This is a genomic window from Rhizobium oryzicola, from assembly GCF_030504645.1.
Taxonomy (GTDB): Bacteria; Pseudomonadota; Alphaproteobacteria; order Rhizobiales; family Rhizobiaceae; genus Neorhizobium; species Neorhizobium oryzicola.
Genome location: NZ_JAUKWQ010000015.1, coordinates 90,842 through 115,374, shown reverse-complemented (window position 1 = coordinate 115,374; position 24,533 = coordinate 90,842). Strand labels below are relative to the sequence as shown.

Here is a 24,533-nt window from a genome sequence, read left to right as displayed (position 1 = left end):
AGGTCTATTCAAATAAAGGGGTCGAGCGTTCGATTCCCTTCAAGGCGAAGGTTTGAGCCCTGTACCGTGGGGGCTAACAGATTGATAGAAGCCATCACTGCAGATGCCTCAAATCCGCATGGTTGAGGGACCATCGCAGTAGAGCCCTCGAATCCAGCGTTAGCTGGACGAAGGGTGACGTAGCTGTAGGAATGCGATCACAGTTCCAAGCGTAAGATGGCGGCGCCTCCTAGTTGCTATTCGGTTCAACAAAGACCGTTGCGGTCCTACCAGCAATTAGCCGAACGGCGTCTGGGACATTGTCGATTTCAATACGCACTGGAATTCTCTGGGCGAGACGGACCCAGGAAAATGTCGGAGCCACGCTTGCAAGCGAGCCCGTAGCTTCGCTTCGCTCCCGGTCTTCGATGCCGGCTGCGATACCCGCGACACGGCCGCCAACTGATTGCGGCTCTCCCATAATATCGACCTTCACCCGGTCGCCGATATGGATCTTTGGTATTTTCGTTTCCTCAAAATACCCCGCCACGTAGACAGCCTGGTTTTCGATCAGCACTCCGACCGCATTTCCGGCGGAGACATAATTGCCGGCACGGAGAGCGAAGTTCGTGATTTTCCCCGAGGCCGGGGCTCTCACAAGTGTCCGGCCACGATTTAGCTTCGCCAGATCAAGAGCGACGAGCGCCGATTGATGGGCGGCATCTGCCTGGTTCATCTGGCCTTCTGCATGTTGCCGCTCTTTCAAGCTCGCTGCCTCTTTCGACACGAGCAGCTGATATCGCTCAAAGTCAATTCTGGCGAGATCCGCCGCAGCTTTCGTACTTTCTACTTGAGCCTCTGCCTCTCGCACCGCAAGTTCGAAGCGGTCCGTTTCGATCCGAAATAAGGGCATTCCTTTCTCGACCTGAGAATTGTCGGTGACCAGAACCGCCGCAACCGGTCCAGAAACATCCGGTGCCAGTCGGACAATATCCGCCCGGACACGAGCATCCCGCGTCCACGGTGCTTCCATATAGAATGACCACAGGTGCCAGCTGAAAACTGCCGCGCAGCTCGCCATGGACAAGGTCAAAAGGGCTCTGCCCGAAGTGATCGTGAGGTTCTTCATGTCTGCAACCAGTTGAGAATGGCGGATAGCCCGCTAACGAGGGTGACGTAGAGTGCGAGATTGAACAGGGATGGGTGCCACACGGCCCGATAAAGACCGATCCGCGTGAAAAGCGACGTCATCATGCGGAAGAGACCGTAGGCACCAAGAGCAAGCGCCGAAAGCCCCGGCAGGAAGACACCATAGAGGTCGAGTTGTCCGGTCACGCGGCGTTCCTTTTTGAGGGAGGCATCATTAAGGCCGGCGGATCCGCCTCCGGGGCGAGGCATACACGAAGAGCGGCCGCGTACACGAAGAGTGCCGTGACGACATTGTCGACGCTGTGCGACAGCTCGTCCTTATTGCCAATGACGATGTGATTGCCGGTGTCCTCAATCGCAACGGACTGACGACCGGCAATGGCAATCGCTGGACACGGGAGCGGGTCACTGCGCTGAGGTCATATCGCAAGATTCCAGTCTTCCGCCCCCAGATCGACGGGGTCGAGCCGTGGCTTAATCTGCGCGGTGCGGCGAAGTTGCTCGGGATAACGCCAAAGACACTGCGTCTGGCGGCTGAGGCTGGCGAGATTGAGGGAACCCATCCGCTACCCGATGGCCCATGGATCTTTAGCCGTTCAAAACTCGCGACCTCACAAACACATCAGATCCTCGATCGGGTCCGGCAGAACCCCCGACACCCCACAGGATCGCATCCAGATCAGGAAAGCTTATTCCCTTCAACAACATAGAAAGATGGGCGTTATGAAACAGGATTGTAGTCTCTACGCCAATCCTCCATCTTTGCGCGCGCGTCGTCAAGGCTCATGAACCAGTGGGCATTCAGGCACTCGGCGCGGAACTTGCCATTGAAACTCTCTATGTAGCTGTTGTCGGTCGGCTTGCCTGGTCGTGAGAAGTCGAGCACGACACCCTTGTGATAGGCCCATAGATCAAGGTCTCGCGAGATGAATTCGCTGCCATTATCGACGCGTATGGTCGCCGGATATCCGACTTGCCGGCAGATCCGTTCGAGCGTTTGAACCACGTCCTCGCCCTTGTAGCTGAAGCGAGCATCAATCGCCGGCGAGAAGCGAGAGAAGGTATCAACAACCGTCAGAACCCTGATCTTGCGACCCGTTGCCAGTTGGTCATGAACAAAGTCCATCGCCCAGACATGGTTGGAATGGGTCGGTTCCGTGCGATCAGCCCGTAGCTTTGCCTTGACCCGGCGCTTCGGAACCTTGTTGCGGAGCTGAAGGTCCATCTCCTTGTAAAGGCGATAGATTCACTTCGGGTTCACCGACCAGCCTTCACGCTTGATAAGGATATGCACACGCCTGTAGCCGTAGCGCACCCGCGTCTGGCAGATGTCCTTGATCTTCAGCTTCAGTTCGGCCTGCTCACCGCGCCTGGACTTGTAGACATAGAGTGACCGATCGACCTTCAACACCGAGCATGCACGCCGGATCGAAACCTTCCAGTCCGCCTTGATCGTGTCGACAAGCTTGCGCTTGCGGGCAGGCCTCAGAGTTTTTTTGACATCACATCCTGTAGCATGGCCTTGTCCCGCGGCAGGTCGGCAACAATCCGCTTCAGCTTGGCGTTCTCCTCCTCAAGCTGGCGGAGACGCTTCATCTCAGACGGCATCAAGCCCGCATACTTCTTGCGCCAATTGTAAAACGTGGCATCGGAAATTCCCGCCTTGCGGCAGACCTCACCGATCGGCGTTCCATCCTCTGCTTGCTTCAAAACAAACGCGATTTGCGCTTCCGAAAACTTGGATGCCTTCATCGAATTCTCCTCTTCTTCCCAAAAGGGATCATAAGTGGAAAATTCCAGTGCCGAATGGCTCAATTTATTGGGGGCACGTCACAGATACCGCGCGCAGTCGTCAAAGCTGTGACCATGATAGTCGCCGGAGTAGTAACTGTGGCGGCCGACGACGATGTTCGGGTTCGTGATCTGGCGATCAAGAGTCACGCCCTTGAAGGGGCTTTCAAAGAAATTGCCGATGAGATGTATCTCGAATCTATGCCGCACCGGCGGCGTTGTCCTCTTTGCGTGAAGGCAAACCAACAGGCGCCGGCAAGCCCGATGAGCTAGCCAACGCGAGGGCTTCTCGCGACCAAGCGCGGAAGCGGATTCAGATGGTACAGTCTGCTGACTTCATATTGCTAACATGCAACGGATGTCCGCTTCGATCCAAGTTGCTACCTAAGGAGCTTCGCTTTTAGCCGCATCGGTTAGACCACGCAGTTGGGTTTGAGCGCTGATATTGTCCTGAGGGCTTCTCGAATGCTGAGTTCCTTCTGTGCATCGTCGACAGCGAGCCCGTCTGCGGCGATCACATCGAGCCTCGATACGCCAATGAACGCAAATATCGAGCGAAGATAAGCCTCGGCGTGTTCATATGAAACCAAGGCATTTCCCTGTCGATAATGCCCACCGCGGGCCATAGCGAGAATGACGCGCTTGTCATGTGCCAAGCCTTCGGGACCATGCGACGTGTAGCGAAATGTGCGACCTGGGACAACGATCCGGTCGATCCACGCCTTTAGCTGGCTTGAAACGGATAGGTTATAGAGTGGAACGCCAATCACGATAACATCGGCATCGATGAACTCCTCCAGGGCCAGTTCTCCAAGCGTGACATCATCAATGACATCGGGAACACGAGCGAGATGGTTACCGATGAGATGCGGCAGGGGGCTGGTGACGAGATCGCGGTAGATGATTTCCATCGACGGTTCGAGCCCTTTGAGTCGCTCAACAGCGGCCTTGCTCAGCATGCGGCTAACGGATTGCTCACCGCGAATGCTGGAGTCGATGTGAAGCAGGTTCATCAGTTATCCTTTCTGGAAAAGTATTGTGTCTTCTGACGTCAAGAACCGCTGGCGGCTTCAGCCAGAATGTCTGCAACTGCATCACGACCAGCCCGATAAAGATGAGGCCGAGACCGGCAAGGCGGGACCATAAGACGGGTTGCTGCGGCAGGCCGACGAGGCCCCATCGGTCGATGATGATCGACGCCAGCATCTGCCCGGCGATGACCGCGATGATGAAGCCGGCCGCGCCGAGTTTTGGCGCAAGCATGAGCGCGCCGGTGATGTAGACGACGCCGACAATGCCGCCGATCCATATCCAGCGCGGCGCGTGGGCGAGGTTCGAGAGGGTAGGCAACTGCACCTTCGTCAAGAGCATGACGGGCAGGATGCAGGCCAGGCTGACGCAAAGGGATACGAGCGTGCCCCAAAGCGGATGACCAAGAGACCGTCCGAGAGCCGCGTTTGCTCCTGCCTGAAAGGGCACGACCGCACCGGTCACGACGGCAGCGAAGATAAGGAATATGGTATTGGTTTGCATGGCGAATAATTTCCGGTGCCCACCACGTGCACTATTTGGTGTGCTGATGGAAATTCCGATGTAGTATCTTCGCTATGCACGATGTGAATAATCTCCGAGGCGTCGACCTCAACCTTCTTGTGGTCCTTGATTGTTGATGATCACTCCGATTTAGATCACTTTTCCATTTCGGGGTGATCCGCCTGCGCTACGAGAAAATGTTGGCGATCAACACTTTAGTTTCAGTTGCGTGGTTCACCGCGGAATGAAAAAATGGGTCAAATCCAGCTGAAATTCAACAACGGAGGGACACAACGTCATCGAGGACTACAGCCATACCGGGCTGACGCTGCGACAGCATCCGGTCGCCTTTCTGCGAAAGGATCTCTCGGAGCGAAATATCATCACCTGTGCCGAGGCAATGAATGCTCGGGATAGCCAGTGGGTTTACACTGCCGGCCTCGTGCTAGTCCGACAGAATCCGGGATCAGCCAAGGGTGTCATGTTCATCACCATCGAGGACGAGACTGGACCGGCCAACGTCGTTGTCTGGCCGTCGCTATTCGAGAAGCGCAGGCGGCATCGTGCTGGGATCATCGATGATGGCGATCAACGGCCGCATCCAGCGGGAAGGGGAGGTCGTCCATCTCGTCGCCCAGCAACTCTTCGATCTCTCAGGCGATCTGGTTGGACTTGCCGATCGGGATACGGAGTTCAGGCTGCCAACCGGGCGAGGCGATGAGTTCGCGCATGGAGGTGGCGGGCCGGATTCGCGCGACATGTTCGTGCCCGACCTTCATATCGATACGCTGAAGGTGAAGAGCCGGAATTTTCACTAAAATGCTAGAGCCTAGTATGTTGGAAGAGCCGCTTAGGCCCTCGAGCTGAATTAATCTTCAAGCGTGGAAATTTGGGGTATGTCGGTGACAATTCCTTTCGGCGTTGCCTTCGGAAAAGGGTGAGTTGGAACTGGAAGCGAAGCGAGGCGCGCTTCTGTCTCCGGCGAGACGTGACAGCGCAGACCTGAGACTGGCCCGATGCCATACCGGGCAAAGTAAGGCCTAATAAGGTCGTACCCACGCTGGTCGCCTGACTGAAAGTGACGGAAAATCCAGTAGGCGATCAAATCCGCCATCTGAATCAGGCGCGACGCCTTGGAATCCAGAAACAGCGGGACTTCGGCAAAGTTGCGAAGTTGGCCGTTGGCATGCCCCACGTGCTTAAACACATGAGAGAGGGTTTGGATTTTCTCCTCATAGTTGCTCTTGTCGAGGATGACCAAGCCGCGCTGGGGGTTCTTTTTCTTATAAAGCGTCTTCAGATAGTCATCAAAACACGAAGCCACCTCTTCGAAGCTCCGAGCCAGAATATCGTTCGGAGAGAAGAGCTTCTTTTCGATGACGCAGGCGTAGACCTTCAACTGCAATTGCTTGTCTGCCAGGAGCGACAAGATATCGACGACGGCTTGAACTCTGTCGATGGGAGGCACACCTTTCCAAGTACCGTTGCCCGAGCGCATTGGGTTTCCATGGAACTCGATTTCTCGAGGATTGGTTGAGCTAAAGCGCGCCGCTATAGGATCTATCTGGGCTTCCAGCCAATGCGTTTGGCGCTCGAATATGCTGAACCCGGCAAGAACGAAAAAGTCCGAGCTTGGATCATGCGAATGACCAGACTCGTCGAGATATAGTAGATGCAACGAATCCCCCTGAAACGAAAAAGCGGACCGCATGCGGTCCGCTCCAATTCGGTAAGCCGAGTGAAACAATCGTTCAACGCACCGACGGATCAGCGCTCTCGACTATGAGCAATATATATCGGTTGCGTGTCGGCTTTTCAAGGGGCGGCTCCTTAGGGCTCGCAATCCCTAATGTCCGGCGTCCGCAGCTTCACGTCGTATATGATGTGACCCGCCTCCGGCGGTGTTGGGCATCAACTCTGACCTGATGACCGGAGCCAAAACAAGATAACATCAGGTGTCGAGGATCGCGACAATATCCGCATCAGCACGATCACTATTCATCTCAGCCGGATCTATCGAGGCGTGCCAATCCCGCTCTTGATGGATGGCTTCCTGGTCCAGCCCCGGATCTCCGTCGATCAACCCACTGACGGGGTCGGCTAGCAAGCTGCGGCCGCTTTGGCTCACGCCTTTGCGGTGATCGCGACCGGTTCCGGACACTGACGGGAGCCATCGAGCGGGAATGGCCCGCTCCAAAGATGGAGCCCTCAGATGATCACCGATCTTTCCCTTGCGCAGAACCACGCCTTCCAGCTCGCCCGCACCCTGATGGTTCCGGTCACGCTGTTCAGGTCCGGCGACGAGTTCGGCGTTCTGCCGAGCGACGAACTCGATGACGAAGACGATCTGGAGATCGTGCATGAATTCCATCCCTGGCCGGCTCATTGAGCCGGCATTTCCCCCGAGGTGCCGCTTGCGAGCGGCAGGCGGCAAGGGAAGCTTCGCCGCTACTGGCAGGTCGTCCGGAGCGGAATGCAAATCTGCAGATTGCCAGCCGCGCCCTTGCCCCCTTTGCTCTTCGCGGCCGCCGGAACCGGTCCCGCTAATTGCGGGAGAGATGAATCTGGAGAGAAGGGCGGCGCCAAGAGCGCCGGGAAAATAATGGAGAAACAGAAACTGGAAGACCTTCGGGACCGCGTCCCGTGCGCAGCTTTGCTGCAACGGGCCGGCTTTGCCATCGACGTCAAGGAAAGCACCCGCAACGCCTTGAAATACCGGCGCGGTGCAGAAATCGTCATCGTCATCCATGAGGGGCGGGGATGGTTCGATCCGCTGTCCGACGCGAAAGGCGATGTCTTCGGTCTTGCGGAGCATCTGGATGGCGTCACCTTCGTCGAGGCCCTCGACCGGGTGGCCGAGCTGATCGGCGTCATCGCCGGGAACCCTGTTTGGTCTGCTCCGGCCGGAAGTTCCGCTCACGACACTCCCGTCACGGAACGCTGGGCAAAACGACGTCACCCGTGGCGCGGATCCATGACCTGGCGCTACCTGCATACCGAGCGCTGCCTACCGGCAACGATCATCCGGGAAGCCATCCAAAGCAATTGTCTCCGGGAAGGCCCTCACGGCAGCATGTGGGCCGCGCATGTCAATGACGATAGTGTTGTTACTGGCTGGGAGGAGCGCGGTCGCGATTGGCGCGGCTTTTCGACAGGTGGTTCTAAAATTCTGTTTCGCCTTGGTTCCTCCGAAGCCCTGCGTCTTTGCGTCACCGAGGCGGCGATTGACGCTATGAGCCTTGCGGCATTTGAGGGCCTTCGCGAGGGCAGCGTCTATCTCAGTACCGGCGGTGGATGGTCGCCGGCGACGGACGCGGCGGTCCGCAGGTTGGCCGCACGTCCTGGTGCGGTTCTGGCCGCGGCGACCGACGCCAATAGCCAGGGCGAGATCTTTGCCGGCCGGCTTCGTGACATTGCCGAGGAGGTTGGCTGTGACTGGCTGCGGCTGAAGCCGCCGGCCGAGGACTGGAATGCCGCGCTGAAGGTGCGGGAAGAAGAAAAGAAGGAAAGGAGAACGAGGGCAGGAAGAGGAGGCCTGCCGCATGCCCGCCGGCCGCGTCAAGGGTGAAGCTTCGCCCGCTTGAGAGCGGCCCTTGACCCGTCCGGACGGAGAGGCGGCGTGAGGGGAGGGGTCAGGAAGGGCTGAAGAGACGATGGCGACCAAGAGGATCTGCTGCGCTTCGCCCCGACAAGGCAGAAGGAGCCAATCATGACCCTGTCCTCAATCCGCAAAGTCTACCAGGGCGTCGCCGATCGCCACCAGATGTTCCGCATGTTCGATCGGCATGCACGGCGTCCAAACCGCTTCGACGGTAACGCAAGCGCGCTCTATGCAGGCGAGTGGTTCGAAATCACCGAGCGTGAGCATGATTACATGTTCGAGATCCTGCCGCCGCTGTGGATCCGGGGCTCGATGTTCGCGATGCGCGAATTCCTGACCGGATCCGTCACATCGGTGTTCTTCGCGCTGCGGATCGACGGGAACATCCGTTGCTTCCATGGCTATTGCGATCTCTCCGATCGCGGGGCGGTGGAAGCCATGCGGCTGGCGATTATCGAGAGGGAGACGCGCCCTGTGAGGGCGATGACGCGAAACGAGCGGCCTGAGCACATCTGGAGCGCCACGGCGGACGCCTATCGCGGCCACTCCGATGAAACTGCCGCGCAGTATCTGCCGCGTCAACGTGTCATCGCTCTCTACACAGGGGCTGGATCTGCCAGGTTAAAGCTTCTCGACGACCTGACCGGCGACGAGATCGCCACCAAACTGCCCGTCCAACTGCGCCATCTTCCCGCCGCGGCGGTCGCAGCGTGAGGAGGCGCTTTCCATGCTTTCGTTTCCGATTGAATTCGTGCGGGCGGTGATTGCTCGCGGGCGCGCTGACGCCGAAGCCAATGGCGGCTTTCGCAATCCGCATTACGGTCTCCATCCCGGTCGTGACGAGCAGCCTGGCGTCTGGTTGGTCGGTGATCACGGTGTCTATCTGTGCTCGAACGGCAAACTGCCGGACGGCGAAAGGCCTCTCGTCGCTTACGCGCTCGAATGCGATCCCCGCATCAACGACGACTGGTTCGAGGTCAAGCTCATGACCTTCGGTGGCGACGATGGCGTCGAATTCATCGACGCCGCGCAGCTGGAGGCCATGATCGCCGCAACCCCCAACGCCCGGCATCTTGGCATCAGCTTCCAGCCAGACTCGATGGAGCTCTTCATTATCGAGTGGTCGTAACCTCCCGGCTCGCAGCGGGATCTTCAACATCAATCAGCGTCCGTTCGCCGCCCGGCGGAACGATGACGCGCGCTTTCACAAGGAGATTTTATCGTGAGCAACGATCCCTTCACGCTCGACATGTTTGGCAACACCGCACTCTCGTCTGGCCTTAGGCTCGGCGTCACCGCCTTCGGCAGCTTCTCGCCTGAAGCCGCAAACGACGACGATTCGGATCCCATGCCGCCGGCGCCAGCGCCTGCTCTGCCAATTACAGCTGCACCTGCCCGGCGCGCCGGCCTTCGGGCGAATTTCTATCTCGACGGCGACCGCGACTTGCCTTCGTCCTGGAAGGATCGCGCCCGCGCCAATGTCGCGGCCATCCTCGTTGCCGACGGTATTGCCAAGCAGGACCGGCCAGCGACACCAAAGGAGCAGGCGCAGCTGATCCGCTTTACCGGCTTTGGCGCCGGCGAGCTCGCCAACGGCATGTTCCGCCGTCCGGGCGAAGTCGATTTCCACCGAGGCTGGAACGATATTGCCTCGTCGCTCGAAACCGCGGTCTCCGAAGCCGACTATGCATCACTGGCTCGCTGCACCCAATATGCGCATTTCACGCCGGAATTCATCATCAGGGCAATTTGGGCTGGGGTCCAAAAACTGGGCTGGCGCGGCGGCCGGGTGCTGGAACCTGGCATCGGCACGGGGCTCTTCCCTGCCCTGATGCCAGAGCCCTATCGCGACGCCGCCTATGTGACAGGGATCGAGCTCGATCCGGTCACCGCTCGCATCGCCCACCTGCTTCAGCCGAAGGCGCGGATCATCAATGGCGACTTTGCCCGTACGGATCTGGCTCCGATATACGATCTCGCCATCGGCAATCCGCCCTTCTCTGATCGCACCGTCCGCTCGGACCGCGTTTACCGATCGCTTGGCCTTCGTTTGCACGACTATTTCATCGCCCGGTCGATTGACCTGCTTAAGCCCGGCGCGCTCGCCGCCTTCGTCACATCGCATGGCACCATGGACAAAGCCGATACCACGGCACGGGAGCATATTGCGAAATCCTCCGACCTGATCGCGGCAATCCGGCTGCCCCAAGGCAGCTTTCGCCGTGACGCCGGCACGGATGTCGTCGTCGACATCCTCTTCTTCCGCAAGCGGAAGCCCGGAGAGCCGGAGGGAAATCAGCTGTGGCTCGATGTCGATGAGATCAGAACGGCCGCCAACGACGAGGGCGCCATCAGGGTCAATCGCTGGTTTGGCCGGCATCCGGATTTCGTGCTCGGCACACACGCCCTGACCTCCGGCCCGTTCGGTGAGACCTACACATGCCGTCCCCGCGATGACGAGGATCTCGAAGCCGCTCTCGCAGCTGCAATCGATCTAATGCCCGCCGACGTCTACGACGGCGAGCCTACGCCCATCGATATGGATCTGGAAGACGAACTCGCTGAGATCGTCGATCTGCAGCCGAAGGACGGGCCTGTTCGCGAGGGCAGTTTCTTCGTCGACCGCGCCAAAGGTCTGATGCAGATGCTCTACGGATCGGCCGTGCCGGTCGTGGTCCGCAAGGGCCGCAAAGGAGATGGTATGTCGGAAAAGCATGTCCGGATCATTTCGAAGCTCATCCCGATCCGTGATGCCATACGTGAGGTGCTGAAGGCGCAGGAAACTGATCGGCCCTGGCGCGATCTGCAGGTGCGACTGCGCATCGCCTGGTCGAGCTTCGTGCGCGATTTCGGGCCGGTCAACCACACGACCGTTTCGATCCAGGAGGATGCGGAAACCGGCGAGGTGAAAGAGATCCATCGCCAGCCGAACCTTGCACCCTTCCGCGACGATCCGGATTGCTGGCTGGTGGCGTCGATCGAGGATTACGATCTGGAGACCGACACGGCGAAGCCCGGTCCGATTTTTTCCGAACGTGTGATTGCGCCGCCCGCGGCGCCGACGATCACATCGCCCGCAGATGCGCTCGCCGTCGTGCTGAATGAGCGTGGCCACGTCGATATCGACCATATCGCGGAGCTGCTCCACAGCGATCCCACCACCGTGCTCGACGAGCTCGGCGACGAGGTTTTCCGCGACCCAGCCGACGGATCCTGGCAGACGGCTGATGCCTATCTCTCCGGGGCGGTCCGCACCAAGCTCGCCGCTGCGCAGGCCGCGGCAGAGCTTGATCCGGCCTATGAGCGCAACGTGCGGGCGCTTCAGGATGTTCAGCCGGCCGATCTTCGCCCATCAGACATCACCGCTCGTCTCGGTGCCCCCTGGATCCCGGCTGCCGATGTCGTGGCGTTCGTCAAGGAGACGATGCAGGCCGACATCCGCATCCACCATATGCCGGAACTCGGATCGTGGACGGTCGAGGCCCGACAGCTTGGATATTCGGCAGCCGGCACATCCGAATGGGGAACGAGCCGTCGGCATGCCGGTGAGCTACTTGCCGATGCTTTGAACAGCCGGGTGCCGCAGATCTTCGACACCTTCAAGGATGCAGATGGCGAGCGTCGGGTGCTCAATGTCATCGATACCGAGGCCGCGCGCGACAAGCTGCAGAAGATCAAGCGGGCGTTTCAGGACTGGGTCTGGACCGATCCGGATCGCACCGATCGGCTGGCGCGCGATTACAACGATCGCTTCAACAATATCGCGCCGCGCAAATTCGACGGCTCCCATCTCAAACTTCCCGGCGCCTCAGGCGCCTTTGTTCTTTATGGGCATCAGAAACGCGGCATCTGGCGGATCATCGCCGACGGCTCGACCTATCTCGCCCACGCCGTCGGCGCCGGCAAGACGATGACGATGGCAGCAAGCATCATGGAACAGCGCCGGCTTGGTCTGATCGCCAAGGCGATGCTCGTTGTTCCCGGTCATTGCCTGGCGCAGGCCGCGCGCGAGTTCCTGGCGCTCTATCCCAATGCGCGTATTCTCGTCGCCGACGAGACCAATTTTACCAAGGACAAGCGCGCACGGTTCCTGTCGCGGGCCGCGACGGCGACCTGGGATGCGATCGTCATCACCCATTCGGCGTTTCGCTTCATCGCCGTCCCCTCTACCTTCGAGAGCCAAATGATCCAGGATGAACTTCAGCTCTACGAGGATTTGCTGGTTAAGGTCGATAGCGAGGACCGCGTCTCGCGCAAACGCCTCGAGCGGCTGAAGGAAGGATTGCAGGAGCGGCTGGAGGGTCTCGCCACCCGCAAGGACGATCTTCTGACGATTTCCGAAATGGGTGTCGACCAGATTGTCGTCGACGAGGCGCAGGAATTCCGAAAACTGTCCTTCGCCACCAATATGTCGACGTTGAAGGGTATCGATCCCCACGGTTCGCAGCGCGCCTGGGACCTCTACGTGAAGTCCCGGTATATCGATACGAAGAACCCCGGCAGGTCGCTGGTTCTCGCCTCTGGCACGCCGATCACCAATACGCTCGGCGAAATGTTCTCGATCCAGCGCCTGCTCGGTCACGAGGCACTTGCCGAGCGAGGACTGCACGAATTCGATGCCTGGGCCTCTTGCTTTGGCGATACGACGACCGAACTCGAAATCCAGCCATCCGGCAAATACAAGCCTGTCAGCCGCTTCGCATCCTTCGTCAATGTGCCCGAACTGATCGCCATGTTCCGGTCGTTCGCCGATGTCGTGATGCCCGACGATCTCCGGCAATATGTGAAGGTGCCCAACATCTCGACCGGGCGTCGGCAGATCCTGACGGCCAAGCCGACTGCTCTGTTCAAGACCTATCAGCAGATGCTCGATACCAGGATCAAGGCGATCGAACAGAGGGAGGGACCGGCCAAGCCCGGCGACGACATTCTACTCTCTGTCATCACCGATGGGCGCCATGCGGCGATCGATCTTCGCTTCGTCATGCCGGGGGCTGAGAATGAGGAAGACAACAAGCTCAATCTTCTGATCCGCAATGCCTACAGGATCTGGCAGGAAACCGGTGAAGCAATCTACCGTCGACGCGACGGCAAAGACTTCGATCTGCCGGGTGCGGCGCAGATGATCTTTTCCGATCTCGGCACGATCAATGTCGAGAAAACGCGCGACTTCTCGGCCTATCGCTTCATCCGCGACGAGTTGATCCGGCTTGGCGTGCCGGCATCGCAGATCGCCTTCATGCAGGATTACAAGAAGACCGAAGCCAAGCAGCGGCTGTTTGGCGATGTCCGTGCCGGCAAGGTGCGCTTCCTGATCGGTTCGTCGGAGACAATGGGCACCGGGGTCAATGCGCAACTTCGCCTGAAGGCCCTCCATCATCTCGACGTGCCATGGCTGCCGTCGCAGATCGAACAGCGCGAGGGTCGGATCGTGCGCCAAGGCAACCAGCATGACGAGGTCGATATCTTCGCCTATGCCACCGAAGGCTCGCTCGACGCGTCGATGTGGCAGAACAACGAGCGCAAGGCTCGGTTCATTGCCGCAGCCCTCTCCGGTGACACGTCGATCCGGCGATTGGAGGATGTCGGTGAAGGCGCTGCCAACCAGTTTGCGATGGCCAAGGCCATTGCGTCGGGCGACGAGCGGCTGATGCAGAAGGCTGGCCTTGAAGCCGACATTGCTCGGCTCGAACGCTTGCGGGCCGCCCACGAAGATGACCAGTATGCCGTCCGACGGCAGATGCGTGATGCGGAGCGCGAGATAGAGGTCTCAACCCGGCGTATCGGTGAGATCGGCAAGGACATTGCACAGCTTAAGCCGACAAGCGGAGATACCTTTACGATGGCGGTGCTCGGACGAGAATATACCGAGCGCAAGGAGGCGGGCCGCGCGTTGATGAAGGAGATCCTCACGCTTCTGCAATCGCAGAAGCAAGGCGAGTTGCATCTGGCCACGATCGGCGGCTTCGATCTCGTCTTCGAGGGAGAGCGCTTCGGTAAGGGCGATGCCTATCGGTACGAAACACTGCTCCAGCGCACCGGCGCCGATTACGAGATCGATCTGGCGATCACAGTTACGCCGCTCGGCGCCATCTCGAGGCTGGAACACGCACTCGGCGGCTTCGATGAGGAACAACACCAATATCGCCGGCGGCTTCAAGAGGCCGAGCGGCGATTGGTCTCCTACCGTTCCCGCGACGGAGGGGCTTTCGCCTTCGCAGACGACCTCAAGGAAAAGCGGCTGAAGCTGCGGGCAATCGAGGCCCAGCTGGCGGAGGATCTGGCCGACGAGACCAACGCAGCGGCTGCATAGCTGTGTTGCACAATAAATGTTTTCCAGCTGGTCAAAATTCGTGCATAAAGCCTTCAGCTGATGCACATGACGGTCACCTCCCAGTTCCGTCGCAGCAGCTGTTCCCCTCTGGAGGTTGTAGATCTCCACACTTCATGGGCCGCGGTTTTCCGCAGGCCCATTTTTTATTCTTCGTTCGTCTCGTACGATGATTCCGAAGGGTTTATGCCGGAGACGCTATTGCGCGGGTCCCGCCTCTCGGCAGATCGAAGCGCAATTATAGCAAGGTACCGTTCGCGCATGGTCCTCATATCGATTTCTCCCCCGATCCATTCCTCGAGCAAGGTTAGGAAGGCGGGGTTAGTGTCGATCGGCACGCCACGCGCTGTTGCCCGATCGATCGCCCGTTGCGCGATGGCTCTCCGGGTCTCGGGTGTTGTGCTCATCCTGTTTCGCCTGGCATTCCTGATGGGCGTCGAAGTCTATCAGTTGATGATCCAAATCGCGACTTGAAATTGCCCTTCGTCAATAATATCAGACCATCACTTCCCGATGAGACGATGTCCTGCTCGCTGCAATCGCCGCGGCGCTTGATATTGTCCCGGGATACAGAAGAAGGCGCTCCCCTTACGGGTCGAGCGCCTTTTTGTGTCCGATGCGAGCGCAATGCGGTACCTGCACCTTGATCGTGCCACCTTTGCGAATGAGATCTGCACTAAAAACTTCGTGGGAACACATGCCATTTTTTCTGGTGACGCAGACATCTCTGGTCGAAGCCCGAGACGAGCAGGAGGCCGCTCAAATCGGCGTCGACCGCCTCCGCTCCGGAGGACAGGTCAGCGTCGCGGTCAAATCGGATGAGACGACAATCACGCACGTCATTGTCGCCGCAGTGGTCGAACAGCCTCTGCCGGTCTCGCCATCCGAGGCCGCCGATCCACCTCCTGCTGCTGTTGCTACCGCCGAAGCCGGTCCTGCTGCACCGGAAAGCAGGACGCTGATCTTGAAGCGTATGCTCGCCGATGGTCTCGCCCTTCTGGGGCGCCGAACCTAGTCCCATCCTCAAGTTATGGCTGCCGCCAGCAGTCTCGTCTTCGAGCGTCAGCTCGAATTGAGAAGTAAGGGTTGAGAAAAGAGAAAAGCAGGAGGCAAGAACCGGTCGCAGATCGGTCCTCGTGCCGCCGCTATCGCTCAACCGCCGCCTGCGTCATCCCGGCTGCGTGTCCTTTGCAGGGCTGTTAGCCCCGCTCGTCCTGCGCAGCAGGGATGCTCGGCCGCGGTTGCAGCAGTCCGGCCGCTCAGCGGTCCGGGAGGCGTCTTCGAAGAAATGAAGACAGGAAGGGCTGGCAAGGTGCTGGTCCGGAACCCCCAGACAAGGACACATCCCATGCAGATCATGAAGGTTGACCCGCGCGCCCTCAAGGAAAACCCCGACCGGATGCGCCAGACAAAGTCGTCGCCGCAGGCCGATGCGTTGATGCTGGCGACAATCAAGGCCGTCGGCATCGTCCAGCCGCCGGTGGTCGCACCGGAAACGAATGGCGGAAATGGCTATATCATCGACGCCGGGCATCGCCGGGTTCGATTGGCCATCGCCGCTGGACTGGAAGAAATCGAAATCCTCGTCGTCGATGCGGCGAACGACAACGGCGCCATGCGATCCATGGTCGAAAACTCTGTTCGCGAAGCGCTCAACCCAGTGGATCAATGGCGCGGCATCGAACGGCTAGTCGCTCTCGGCTGGACCGAGGAAGCGATAGCTGTAGCCCTTGCTCTTCCCGTCCGTCAGATCCGCAAACTGCGCCTGCTCGCCAATGTCCTCCCGGCGATGCTCGAACAGATGGCGCTCGGCGACATGCCGTCAGAGCAGCAATTGCGGATCATCGCCGCCGCCGGCCAAGTCGACCAGAAGGAGGTCTGGAAGGCGCATAAGCCGAAGAAGGGCGACACGGCTCCGTGGTGGCAAATCGCAAACGCGCTCACCAAGAAGCGGATGTATGCAAGGGACGCAAGTTTCGGCGACGATCTGGCGCAGGCCTACGGGATCGAGTGGGTTGAAGACCTCTTCGCGCCGGCCGATCAGGACGGTCGCTACACGACGAATGTCGAGGGCTTCCTCGGCGCCCAGCACGAATGGATGATGAGCAACTTGCCGAAACGTGGGGCTATCGTCGAGGTCAATAGCTGGGGCCAGGCGGAACTGCCGAAGAAGGCCTCCCAGGTCTATGGCAAGCCGTCGAAGTCCGATCACACGGCGCTCTACCTCGATCGCGATGGCAAGGTGCAGACCGTGCATTATCGCATGCCCGAGGCGGCCAAGCCGAAGGGCGCTGCTGACGACGGATCCTCCGCTAGCAGCAATAGCGATGCGGTGGCCCCTCCGAAAATTCGGCCCGACGTGACCCAGAAGGGCCACGACATGATCGGCGATTTCCGCACCGACGCCCTACACGATGCGCTCGGCCGCGCGCCGATCGAGGATGACATGCTGTTGGCGCTGATGGTGCTGGCTTTCGCCGGACAGAACGTCCGGGTCGATTCCGGTGCAGACGGGACCTTCTACGCCGGCAAGCGCTTCTCGCGCCACGCCGTTACCCTGTTCGACGAGCATGGCAAGCTCGCCTTCGATCAGGACACACTTCGGGTCGCCGTTCGCTCAGTGCTGATCGACGTTCTGTCCTGCCGCCGGGGCATGTCGAATAGCGGCATGGTGGCCCGTATTGCAGGCGAGGCAATCGGCGCCGACGAATACCTGCCGAACATGGGTTCGGAAGATTTCCTCTTGTGCCTGTCGCGCCAGGAGTTGGAAGCGTCGTGCGCCGAGGCATCCGTGCAGCCACGGTCGAAGGTCCGAGAAACCCGTGCGGCGCTGGTCGAGCATTTCGCAACTAAGCATTTCGTCCATCCGGCCGGCCGCTTTGCGCCACCCGCCGACGAACTGCTCGACTGGATCCGCGCAGGTTCTGCCACTGCCACTGATACCATCGGCTCCGGTGGGCACGAGGATGACGACGGTCATGATGAAAACATCGGTGAGGAGCAGGAAGGCTACGCCGGCGACGAACGGGATCACGACGATCCGCAAGACGTCGATGGCGACTCCGAGGACGAGCATGATCAGGATTTCGACCGGAGGGCGGCCGCATGACCGCCGCCCTACAGTCGAACATGGCAGCACCCACCCCCGATCTTTCGGGGGTGGAGTTTGCCATCAGCGCGGACGGGTTGCCCGTCGCCCGCATCGATGACCTGGTCCTCGCTATGGTCACGGCGCCGAGCGGCTTTGCTTATCTCGCGAGTGCTGTCTCTGTCCGCCGGCCGCTCGCGGAGCTGACACGCAGCGACTTCATTGGACATGATGGCCGGGTGGCGGATGAGGCCGAGTTCCGGGCGCGTGTCGCTGAGACCGCCGGTCATAAACACGATCTGGCGAAGCTAAATCGCATACAGATCCGCATGTCGGCGAGCACACCCTGGGGCGCATCGCAGATGGCGGTCATCTATGCGGATGGTGTCATCGCCCATAGCACGGCGGGACACGGTGGGTTTCATCTCTCTGCCGATCGCAACGGCAAAGTCCATCCGCTGCTGCGGAAGGACACCCCATGGTACGAGGAGGATAGCGAATGGGCGATTGTGGCGCTCAGCTTCCCAGATCTGTTCACCGGCTATGAGCGGTCTATGGCCGAAAGGACAATCCGCAACACTTGGCCGGATGCCTGGGAGGCGACCCACGGTTGCGAGCTGGCCGAGGGCGAAAGCTGGACAACGGATCAACGGGCGTTCGATCAACTTCATGCGAAGGACTATATCGTCACGTCGGCAATCTTCTCCGATCAGAACCCCGGCATGACAGAGGTCGTGGCGGTCGCCGGGGGCCGCCGAAAGTTGGACAACGATGAGCGTCGCTTCCTGGTGCCGAGCGAAGAGTATGCACAGCGTGGCCGGTTCGGCTTCGTCATCGATCCCGCCCGTCATGCCGAATATCATGGGCCGTCTTCCTTCATCGGTTGGCGAGGCTGAGGAAGTGGGACATGATCGGCGTCCTCCTTTCAAAGCCGCTGGCGAAGGCAATCCGCGCCCGGCGCGAAACCCAGCGGCATCTCGACTGTCTGACACGGCAGATTGCCGCGCGCGCCGGACGGCAGGCGATCATGGCAAAGGTCCGGAGCCGGGCACGACGTCGGTCCGGTCACCGCCTCTATCATCAGGAGCTTGCCGATCGCCTGACTTTCGAACGGTGGCGCGAACTTGACGCGCTCATGTGGAGGCTGCGTGTTCAGGAGCAGATCATCGACGAATACAAGCGTAGCGATGATGCGCCTGGTTTGCCCATCGCGGGATAGGCGGACCACAGGAATGGGTTGCGGGGTGGCTTTGCACCACGATGCTGCTCAGAGCCTGCAAGGGTAGCGGGCTTGGCCATATCTCCCTCCGATCGCTTGTACCTGATATCGGACCCGTGCCGGACCGCCCTTCTTTCCGCTGCGGTCTGAACCGGCGGCCGGTCGTTTCAAGGCCGCTGTCGCGCCGCGTGGCGGCCGATCCAACCTCACTGCGCGAGGGCAGGCTCGCGGTCTGCTCAGGTCAAAACCTGCTGGCCCGCAAACCTGCCCTGCTTGCTCAGCCGGATCGGACCTGTGAAGCCGCCCGTCCTTTGCCGGTTCTTGTTCGTCCGCATCGAAGGGCAGACCGGCACGGGCCGGAACCGCTTCGGTTGAAACGGAAGGAACAGACATGGCCAAGCCCACCACCCCTAATCGCTCCAACGCCAGATCGGCGCAATCGCGCCGCGGCACCACACTCGAAATGGTCCGCCACTCCTGCCCCGATGCCGTCCAGGCGCTCAAAATCGCCGAAAGCTTCGGCACCACCGTCGTCGACAGCGATGGCATCCGCAGCCTGCATGAGCGGCTGATCGTCGAGACCGCCGACAGCCTCTCCGAAGGGTTGGGCGAAAGAGCTATGCAGATCCACCTGCAGCGCATCGTCGGGGCCTTCGTCGGATCGGCGCACGGCGCCGGGCAGTTCTACTCCCGCGCGGTCACCGAGGCGCGTGACGCGACAGCCAAGGCATCTAACGATGCCCGAGACGAGGATCTCGATGGTCCGGTCGGTTATGACAGCGCCGCCCAGCGTAAGCGGGAATTCGCGGCTGACATGGGTATCCAGTCCCATGCGCTCCGGATGGCAGCCGAGGGCGCGGTGGCCGCTTACGAGCAGGTCGTCGGTGAGAGCTGGAAGCCCTTCGACCGGCCGGTCGAAAACCCAGGTGCATCGCTCGACCGTAAAGCGGCCGAAGTTCAGATGGCTGCATTCGGATGACACACTCGGCGGGGTCGCACCCGCCTTCTCTTTCTAATCCTAGGCCGGCGCCTGCAGCGCCGGCTCTTTTTATGTCGAAAAGGAAAGCTGGCGACGCCCGATCGCGGCCGTCCCGCTCGGCGGTCCTGCAGGAGCCGGGTGCCCATGCAACGGCTTCGCCGTCCTCCGCGCTGTTGCGGCCTTCGGTGCGCGGGCACGCCATGTGCCCCTGACTTCGGACCTCCGTGACGGGTCGCGATAGGCGCGGTCCTTGAAAGGGAGAAAGAGAAGTCATGGCAAAGAAATCAGAGCTGGACCGTGCGGACATCTACACGCGGATCTGCCAGTCGATCCCAGCCTCTTCGACTGTTGCGACAAGGGCCTGAACAGCGTGCCGGTAGCCAGCGATCGTATTTTGAGAGTAGTTTGCACCGTGCAAACGCTCAAAAAAATCCTCAACAAGTGACAACGGCAGCTTTTGAGCTGAAGTATTTCGGATTTCGATCTTCATGTCGTGCTCCTTTGAAGGCACCCCTACATGGCACGTGATGGCCAAGGGGGCGGGAGCACCTTAGCAAATGGCTCTTACAATTGACGGTGATCAACGCTTGTCGCGAATCGCGCAACTGACTACAAATTAAGAAAGGCTAGACCCAAGCCTCCCCCCTCCTTTCGGGGAAGCATTTCAAATGCAGGGTGACCATATTTCATCGAACCATCTGTTCGAGCATCGCATTAGGAGGGGTTGCGGTTTGACTCGCAATGGAGGTCTTTGATGAAGCTTTCTGCGCCAATATTCCAGCTCAAGCGTCGGGCCAAGCTAATGGCTCGTAATGACAGTGTCCCTCTAAACGAGGCACTCGACCTGATCGCACGCGAAGAGGGATTTGCACAATGGAGCCTGCTTTCCGCAAGCATGGCTGCCGGCACATTGTCTAAAACAGTCCTGTCGCGGCTCACCAACGGCGATCTGCTTTTGATCGGAGGCCGACCGGGCCAGGGTAAGACCAAGCTGGGTCTTCAGCTTCTAATTGAAGCCGCTCGTGATGGCCGTAAAGCCTTACTGTTTACGTTAGAATTCACCGAGCAACAGGCGAGGAAACACCTTGGCTCTCTGGAGCCTTCGGGGGGCAACAGCGCAGAGGCCGTGCAGATTTTCACATCTGATCAGATCAGCGCCGAATACATTATCCAACAAACGTCTGGATTAGAACCCGGCGCAATTGCAGTTATCGACTTCTTGCAGCTGCTTGATCAGCAGCGCAGCAAGCCGGTCCTATCCGAACAACTTCAAAGTCTGGGGGACTTCGCAAAACGCACTGGCATTATCTTCGGTTTCATCTCCCAAATCGACAGGTCATTTGAACCGGACAGTAAACGCCTTCCTGATATCGCAGACGTTCGCTTGCCGAATTTTGTCGATCTAGGCCTCTTTTCCAAGGCGTGCTTCCTACACAATGGGGAGGCTCAACTTCAAGACGTTGCATGAGCGCTGGCCGCGACCATAGTGGTCGCGGCATTTCCTGCAAGGCTGAGGTTGAAGCAGGACCTATTATGCCGACTGCGATGCGCCGAGTGCCTATGTGTTCTCGGCACATCAGCCTCATGCGCGGCATAATCCAGATATCGGCATAAGACCCACTGGACGGCGGCAGAACATCGCGTAGGACGTGACCTCTCTCGTTACGCTAAGGACCGAACGGAGCGGGCGCGGGAAGAACTCATCGCCGAACTTGGCAGTTGCTTCCTCTGCGCGGATCTTGGCATCGCACCGGAGCTCGAGCCGCGGCCGGATCACGCTTCTTATCTGCAGTCGTGGCTCTCGGTGTTGGCCAACGACAAGCGAGCGATCTTTCAGGCGTCCGCCCATGCGCAACGCGCCGTGAGCTTCCTGCATTCGCTACAGCCGGCAACGGATGTGCAGGCTGCGGCCTGAGGTTCAAGCGCGGTCGTCACCACCGGTGGCGGCCGCGTGGTCCATATCACGCTGATCGCTAAGACCTTGCGCAATGTCAGCATCCAGACTTCCTCAGACCGACGGTTTTGCAGTGTCGAGTTTGGATTTGCGGGACGGTTTGCGTTCGACGATGAACGGCTTGGTCTGCTGATGCATTGATCCTCCAGGCAAAGATTCGCGAGGGCAACGATATCGCACCGGGCGCAGTCAGCAAGCGGGCCAATGTTAGCTGGAACTCTTGTCCCCTGATGAAGCAGACGATGAGACCGGTCCCGGTATGCGTGGCGCGGGATGGCCTTCGTACCCAAGGGGAGTGCGCCGGAACGCCATTGTCATATCCCTTCCCGCCAGAGTTTCCGGCAACCCATCTGCGGCTCGATGAGGCATGTCTGACCGGAGACCGGCTGCGCCTCGATCGTCTTACCGCAACGGCCACAACCACTTTTCTTACCCCTGCCGGCTGCGCCGCCATTCCTCTCCCACTAACAAAAGTGGCAGTTGCCGCCCTCCACTGTGTTCCGGCCTTATCAGGTGCGGTCCGATCGTCCCCGGTCTTTGCGACAGCCATCGAGACCGCGATGGGCGCGGCCCGAACACGAAAAGAGGAATACGACAATGGCAACCATCGGCACCTTCACCTCCACCGAAAACGGCTTCACCGGCTCCATTCGCACTCTCGCCCTCAACGTCAAGGCCCGCATCGCCCGGGTCGAGAATCCCTCCGACAAGGGCCCGCAGTTCCGCGTCTACGCCGGTAGCGTCGAGCTGGGCGCGGCCTGGCAGAAGACCTCCGAGCAGGGCCGCGACTACCTCTCGGTCAAACTCGATGATCCGAGCTTCCCCGCCCCGATCTACGCAACGCTCGCCGAGGTCGAGGGCGAGGACGGTCTCCAGCTCATCTGGTCCCGTCCGAACCGGGACTGACCGACATCACGAGGCTCCGCCATCGGCGGAGCTTTTCCTTTGACCGAAATGTCAAAGCCGGACCCGGCATCGAGCCGGGTCCGGCTTTTTTGGGTAGCCACGGAGAGGAGGAAGACCTGCTCAGTATCCGGTGATGATGCCGACGGGACTGCCGTCGTCAAGGATGAGCGGTACCCCCAATTTCGAATTGGCAGCGAAGCCACCAACACGAAATCGGCTCCCCCACTCCCCGGCGCTGCCGGTCGCTTCAGCGATCCCTGACATCGTCATTCCCTATCCGGCGCCGCTGATCGTCTTTCACATAGGAGATCAGACGATGACCCACGAAATTGAACGCCAGATCGAAGAACTTCGTGCCGAACTGCGTAACGCTGTCGATCCTTGCGAGCGCCGCCAGATCGAGACGGAACTCGATCTCGCACAGGCGGAACTGACGCTGGCGATTGCCGAGAAGGATGGCAGCGCCGATGCGGAGCCACCGTTCTGAGGGGGAGGCCTCAAGTCGCGTCGTGTGCGTCGCGCGGTACCTGAAGATCTCCTGCCGATCCGATTTCATTGACATCAGGGATGGTGTGTCCCGGGCGTCTGGCTGCAACCTGATGACGCCAGAATTTTCCTTGGCTATCGCTCCTCGCGCATCAAAATTCGGTCGCTATCAGGTCCTTCGCTCCGCTTCGACCCTGCGGGTGCAGCCCTCCTTCCTTGTCCGCTCTTCATCCCCGCAATGAATCGCAACCAATAGGAGATCCATGATGCACCAGCTCGCAAAATTCCTCAGCGCCACCGGCCGCCGTCTTCGCACCCTTGGCAAGGTGGTCAGTCACCTCTTCCGCAAGGGCAAGCTCGGTCTGAAGATCGCGATCAAGATTCCCTTCTTCGCGAACGTTGAGCTCAACATCGAGACAGAATGGGATCGGCACAAGTGAGCGCCGGGGGATCGGCCTTCACCGGCCGAGCCGTCCTAGCACCACGGTTCGCGACGACCTGTCCAGCTGCGAGCCAATCCTTCCGAGACCAGAACATCTCCGAGGCTGTGGCCATGGCGCACGAGAACCCGGAGGGCGCGGCCATAACGATCCTTGTCACGACCCGGCCACGCCTGCAATTCGAATGGACCCTGGTTGACGAGTTCGATCAGCCGCTGGGTCGCGCGGTTACCGAGAGCAAGTTCCGAGGCGCATTTAGGCTCACTGATCTCGGGTGCATCAATGTCTGCAATCCGGACTTTCGTGCCATCGATCCACAGCGTGTCGCCATCGATCACGCAGGCGGTTCGATGGCCGCCGGTGCATATTCCAAACTTTTCCGAAGTCATGTGCGGTGCGGCCAGCATTACTGTTGGGGCACTGACCGACATGACAGCGGCGCTTGTGAGGCCAGAGATCATCGCGACGATCGCGAGATTGCGTTGCCTTCTTTTTTTCCGGTAGAAAAGCCGGAGATCATGCGGATATGCCAAATGTCAAATGCTCCTGTTCATGATCGTCGATGTGTGGACTTGAGCCGGAGCCCGCAAGCCGGCCGTCAGTGACCGGCTGCGGAGGGGGTGACACGATATCCGCGGCTTCGTTTCTGTCGGAGAAGATTGAGGAAGGCAGCGACGGCGTCTCGCTCTCGGGCAAAATGTTGAACCTTCATCTGGCCCTGTGCTCCGATCCGGCCCCAGCGGCGTGTCAGGCATACCTCGCCAAACAGATTCGGTTCGATCGTCATGGCATAGAAGCGAGCCATGTTGCGGGCTTCGTCCGTGCGTTCGACATAGAGTTGATAGGGCTGGATGAGCATGGCAGCATAATCGCTCGGGCACCAAGGTTCGTCCAACGAGAGATATGAATCGATTGCGTCCGACCGATTCATTTTCGTGAAGTTCCGTTCAAAGCTATGGGCGGTCCACCTGCGGCCTACAGCTCTATTCGCCGAGGCGAACGGAGCCCTAGTTCTCCGCCCCATTGGGGTGACGATCTTTCCGCAAACACCAGACCAGGCGCCTGCTGTCCAAATAG

General features: G+C 59.7%; 23 protein-coding genes and 4 pseudogenes. 17 read left to right on the top strand and 10 right to left on the bottom strand.

Annotation, left to right across the window (positions count from 1 at the left end):
• Positions 1–229: 229 nt before the first annotated feature.
• From Q2T52_RS25665 to Q2T52_RS25640, 6 genes and pseudogenes are all read right to left on the bottom strand, one after another.
• Complete coding sequence (locus Q2T52_RS25665) at positions 230–1,108, bottom strand: efflux RND transporter periplasmic adaptor subunit (protein ID WP_302079768.1); 879 nt, start codon at positions 1,106–1,108, stop codon at positions 230–232.
• Entirely contained in the window at positions 1,105–1,314 is a 210-nt protein-coding gene (locus Q2T52_RS25660; RefSeq protein WP_302079767.1) for a DUF1656 domain-containing protein, read from the bottom strand. Before Q2T52_RS25660 ends, Q2T52_RS25665 begins: the two co-directional genes overlap by 4 nt.
• 547 nt (positions 1,315–1,861) lie before the next feature.
• Positions 1,862–2,880, bottom strand: a pseudogene (locus Q2T52_RS25655) (IS3 family transposase); the annotation flags it as partial.
• A gap of 81 nt (positions 2,881–2,961) precedes the next feature.
• Positions 2,962–3,102: pseudogene (locus Q2T52_RS25650) on the bottom strand (type B chloramphenicol O-acetyltransferase); the annotation flags it as partial.
• Positions 3,103–3,332: 230 nt separating this feature from the next.
• Complete coding sequence (locus Q2T52_RS25645) at positions 3,333–3,932, bottom strand: FMN-dependent NADH-azoreductase (RefSeq protein WP_302079766.1); 600 nt, start codon at positions 3,930–3,932, stop codon at positions 3,333–3,335.
• Positions 3,895–4,452 carry a DMT family transporter gene (locus Q2T52_RS25640; protein ID WP_302079765.1) on the bottom strand — a complete coding sequence of 186 codons (558 nt, stop codon included), beginning with the start codon at positions 4,450–4,452 and terminating at the stop codon, positions 3,895–3,897. Before Q2T52_RS25640 ends, Q2T52_RS25645 begins: the two co-directional genes overlap by 38 nt.
• Positions 4,453–4,732: 280 nt before the next feature.
• On the opposite strand from Q2T52_RS25640, the pseudogene Q2T52_RS25635 reads away from it, so the two are divergent.
• A pseudogene (locus Q2T52_RS25635) lies at positions 4,733–5,270 on the top strand (OB-fold nucleic acid binding domain-containing protein); the annotation flags it as partial.
• A 50-nt stretch (positions 5,271–5,320) separates the two neighbouring features.
• Here Q2T52_RS25635 and Q2T52_RS25630 read toward each other — a convergent pair.
• A complete protein-coding gene (locus Q2T52_RS25630; protein ID WP_302079764.1) occupies positions 5,321–6,163 on the bottom strand; it encodes a DUF3800 domain-containing protein in 843 nt (280 codons plus the stop codon).
• Between the two features lie 501 nt (positions 6,164–6,664).
• On the opposite strand from Q2T52_RS25630, the gene Q2T52_RS25625 reads away from it, so the two are divergent.
• The 11 genes from Q2T52_RS25625 to Q2T52_RS25575 all read left to right on the top strand — a co-directional run bounded on the left by Q2T52_RS25625 (position 6,665) and on the right by Q2T52_RS25575 (position 19,670).
• Positions 6,665–6,841 (top strand): hypothetical protein, encoded by a 177-nt coding sequence (locus Q2T52_RS25625; RefSeq protein WP_302079763.1) that lies wholly within the window; start codon positions 6,665–6,667, stop codon positions 6,839–6,841.
• A gap of 213 nt (positions 6,842–7,054) precedes the next feature.
• Positions 7,055–8,020 (top strand): DUF3991 and toprim domain-containing protein, encoded by a 966-nt coding sequence (locus Q2T52_RS25620; RefSeq protein ID WP_302079762.1) that lies wholly within the window; start codon positions 7,055–7,057, stop codon positions 8,018–8,020.
• Positions 8,021–8,161: 141 nt separating this feature from the next.
• Positions 8,162–8,767, top strand: coding sequence for a DUF1419 domain-containing protein (locus tag Q2T52_RS25615; RefSeq protein WP_302079761.1), 606 nt, complete (start codon positions 8,162–8,164; stop codon positions 8,765–8,767).
• A 13-nt stretch (positions 8,768–8,780) separates the two neighbouring features.
• Entirely contained in the window at positions 8,781–9,182 is a 402-nt protein-coding gene (locus Q2T52_RS25610) for a DUF3085 domain-containing protein (protein WP_302079760.1), read from the top strand.
• 93 nt (positions 9,183–9,275) lie between these two features.
• A complete protein-coding gene (locus Q2T52_RS25605) occupies positions 9,276–14,366 on the top strand; it encodes a helicase-like domain-containing protein (RefSeq protein WP_302079759.1) in 5,091 nt (1,696 codons plus the stop codon).
• A gap of 342 nt (positions 14,367–14,708) precedes the next feature.
• Positions 14,709–14,858, top strand: a complete 150-nt coding sequence (locus tag Q2T52_RS25600) for a hypothetical protein (RefSeq protein WP_302079758.1) — start codon at positions 14,709–14,711, stop codon at positions 14,856–14,858.
• Positions 14,859–15,081: 223 nt separating this feature from the next.
• Positions 15,082–15,399, top strand: coding sequence for a hypothetical protein (locus Q2T52_RS25595; protein WP_302079757.1), 318 nt, complete (start codon positions 15,082–15,084; stop codon positions 15,397–15,399).
• 333 nt (positions 15,400–15,732) lie between these two features.
• Positions 15,733–17,493, top strand: a complete 1,761-nt coding sequence (locus tag Q2T52_RS25590) for a ParB N-terminal domain-containing protein (RefSeq protein ID WP_302079756.1) — start codon at positions 15,733–15,735, stop codon at positions 17,491–17,493.
• A complete protein-coding gene (locus Q2T52_RS25585) occupies positions 17,490–18,368 on the top strand; it encodes a DUF7007 domain-containing protein (RefSeq protein ID WP_302079755.1) in 879 nt (292 codons plus the stop codon). Before Q2T52_RS25590 ends, Q2T52_RS25585 begins: the two co-directional genes overlap by 4 nt.
• An 11-nt stretch (positions 18,369–18,379) precedes the next feature.
• Positions 18,380–18,691, top strand: coding sequence for a hypothetical protein (locus Q2T52_RS25580; protein WP_302079754.1), 312 nt, complete (start codon positions 18,380–18,382; stop codon positions 18,689–18,691).
• 391 nt (positions 18,692–19,082) lie between these two features.
• Positions 19,083–19,670, top strand: a complete 588-nt coding sequence (locus Q2T52_RS25575) for a hypothetical protein (RefSeq protein WP_302079753.1) — start codon at positions 19,083–19,085, stop codon at positions 19,668–19,670.
• Positions 19,671–19,977: 307 nt separating this feature from the next.
• On the opposite strand, the gene Q2T52_RS25570 is transcribed toward Q2T52_RS25575, so the two are convergent.
• Positions 19,978–20,160, bottom strand: coding sequence for a hypothetical protein (locus tag Q2T52_RS25570; protein WP_302079752.1), 183 nt, complete (start codon positions 20,158–20,160; stop codon positions 19,978–19,980).
• Positions 20,161–20,424: 264 nt separating this feature from the next.
• Between Q2T52_RS25570 and Q2T52_RS25565 the strand changes: the two genes are divergently transcribed.
• The 5 genes and pseudogenes from Q2T52_RS25565 (at position 20,425) to Q2T52_RS25545 (ending at position 23,456) form a co-directional block, all read left to right on the top strand.
• A complete protein-coding gene (locus tag Q2T52_RS25565; protein WP_302079751.1) occupies positions 20,425–21,138 on the top strand; it encodes a DNA helicase in 714 nt (237 codons plus the stop codon).
• Between the two features lie 147 nt (positions 21,139–21,285).
• A pseudogene (locus Q2T52_RS25560) lies at positions 21,286–21,585 on the top strand (zincin-like metallopeptidase domain-containing protein); the annotation flags it as partial.
• 636 nt (positions 21,586–22,221) lie between these two features.
• The gene (locus tag Q2T52_RS25555; RefSeq protein ID WP_018326263.1) at positions 22,222–22,530 is read left to right on the top strand and encodes a DUF736 domain-containing protein; all 309 of its coding nucleotides are present in this window, start codon (positions 22,222–22,224) and stop codon (positions 22,528–22,530) included.
• A 316-nt stretch (positions 22,531–22,846) separates the two neighbouring features.
• A complete protein-coding gene (locus Q2T52_RS25550; protein ID WP_302079750.1) occupies positions 22,847–23,017 on the top strand; it encodes a hypothetical protein in 171 nt (56 codons plus the stop codon).
• 265 nt (positions 23,018–23,282) lie between these two features.
• Positions 23,283–23,456, top strand: coding sequence for a hypothetical protein (locus Q2T52_RS25545; RefSeq protein ID WP_302079749.1), 174 nt, complete (start codon positions 23,283–23,285; stop codon positions 23,454–23,456).
• Positions 23,457–23,491: 35 nt separating this feature from the next.
• Here Q2T52_RS25545 and Q2T52_RS25540 read toward each other — a convergent pair whose 3' ends face one another.
• Together Q2T52_RS25540 and Q2T52_RS25535 are read right to left on the bottom strand one after the other, a co-directional pair.
• Positions 23,492–23,863 carry a thermonuclease family protein gene (locus tag Q2T52_RS25540; RefSeq protein WP_436799587.1) on the bottom strand — a complete coding sequence of 124 codons (372 nt, stop codon included), beginning with the start codon at positions 23,861–23,863 and terminating at the stop codon, positions 23,492–23,494.
• Between the two features lie 191 nt (positions 23,864–24,054).
• The gene (locus Q2T52_RS25535) at positions 24,055–24,387 is read right to left on the bottom strand and encodes a WGR domain-containing protein (protein WP_302079748.1); all 333 of its coding nucleotides are present in this window, start codon (positions 24,385–24,387) and stop codon (positions 24,055–24,057) included.
• Between the last annotated feature and the right edge of the window lie 146 nt (positions 24,388–24,533).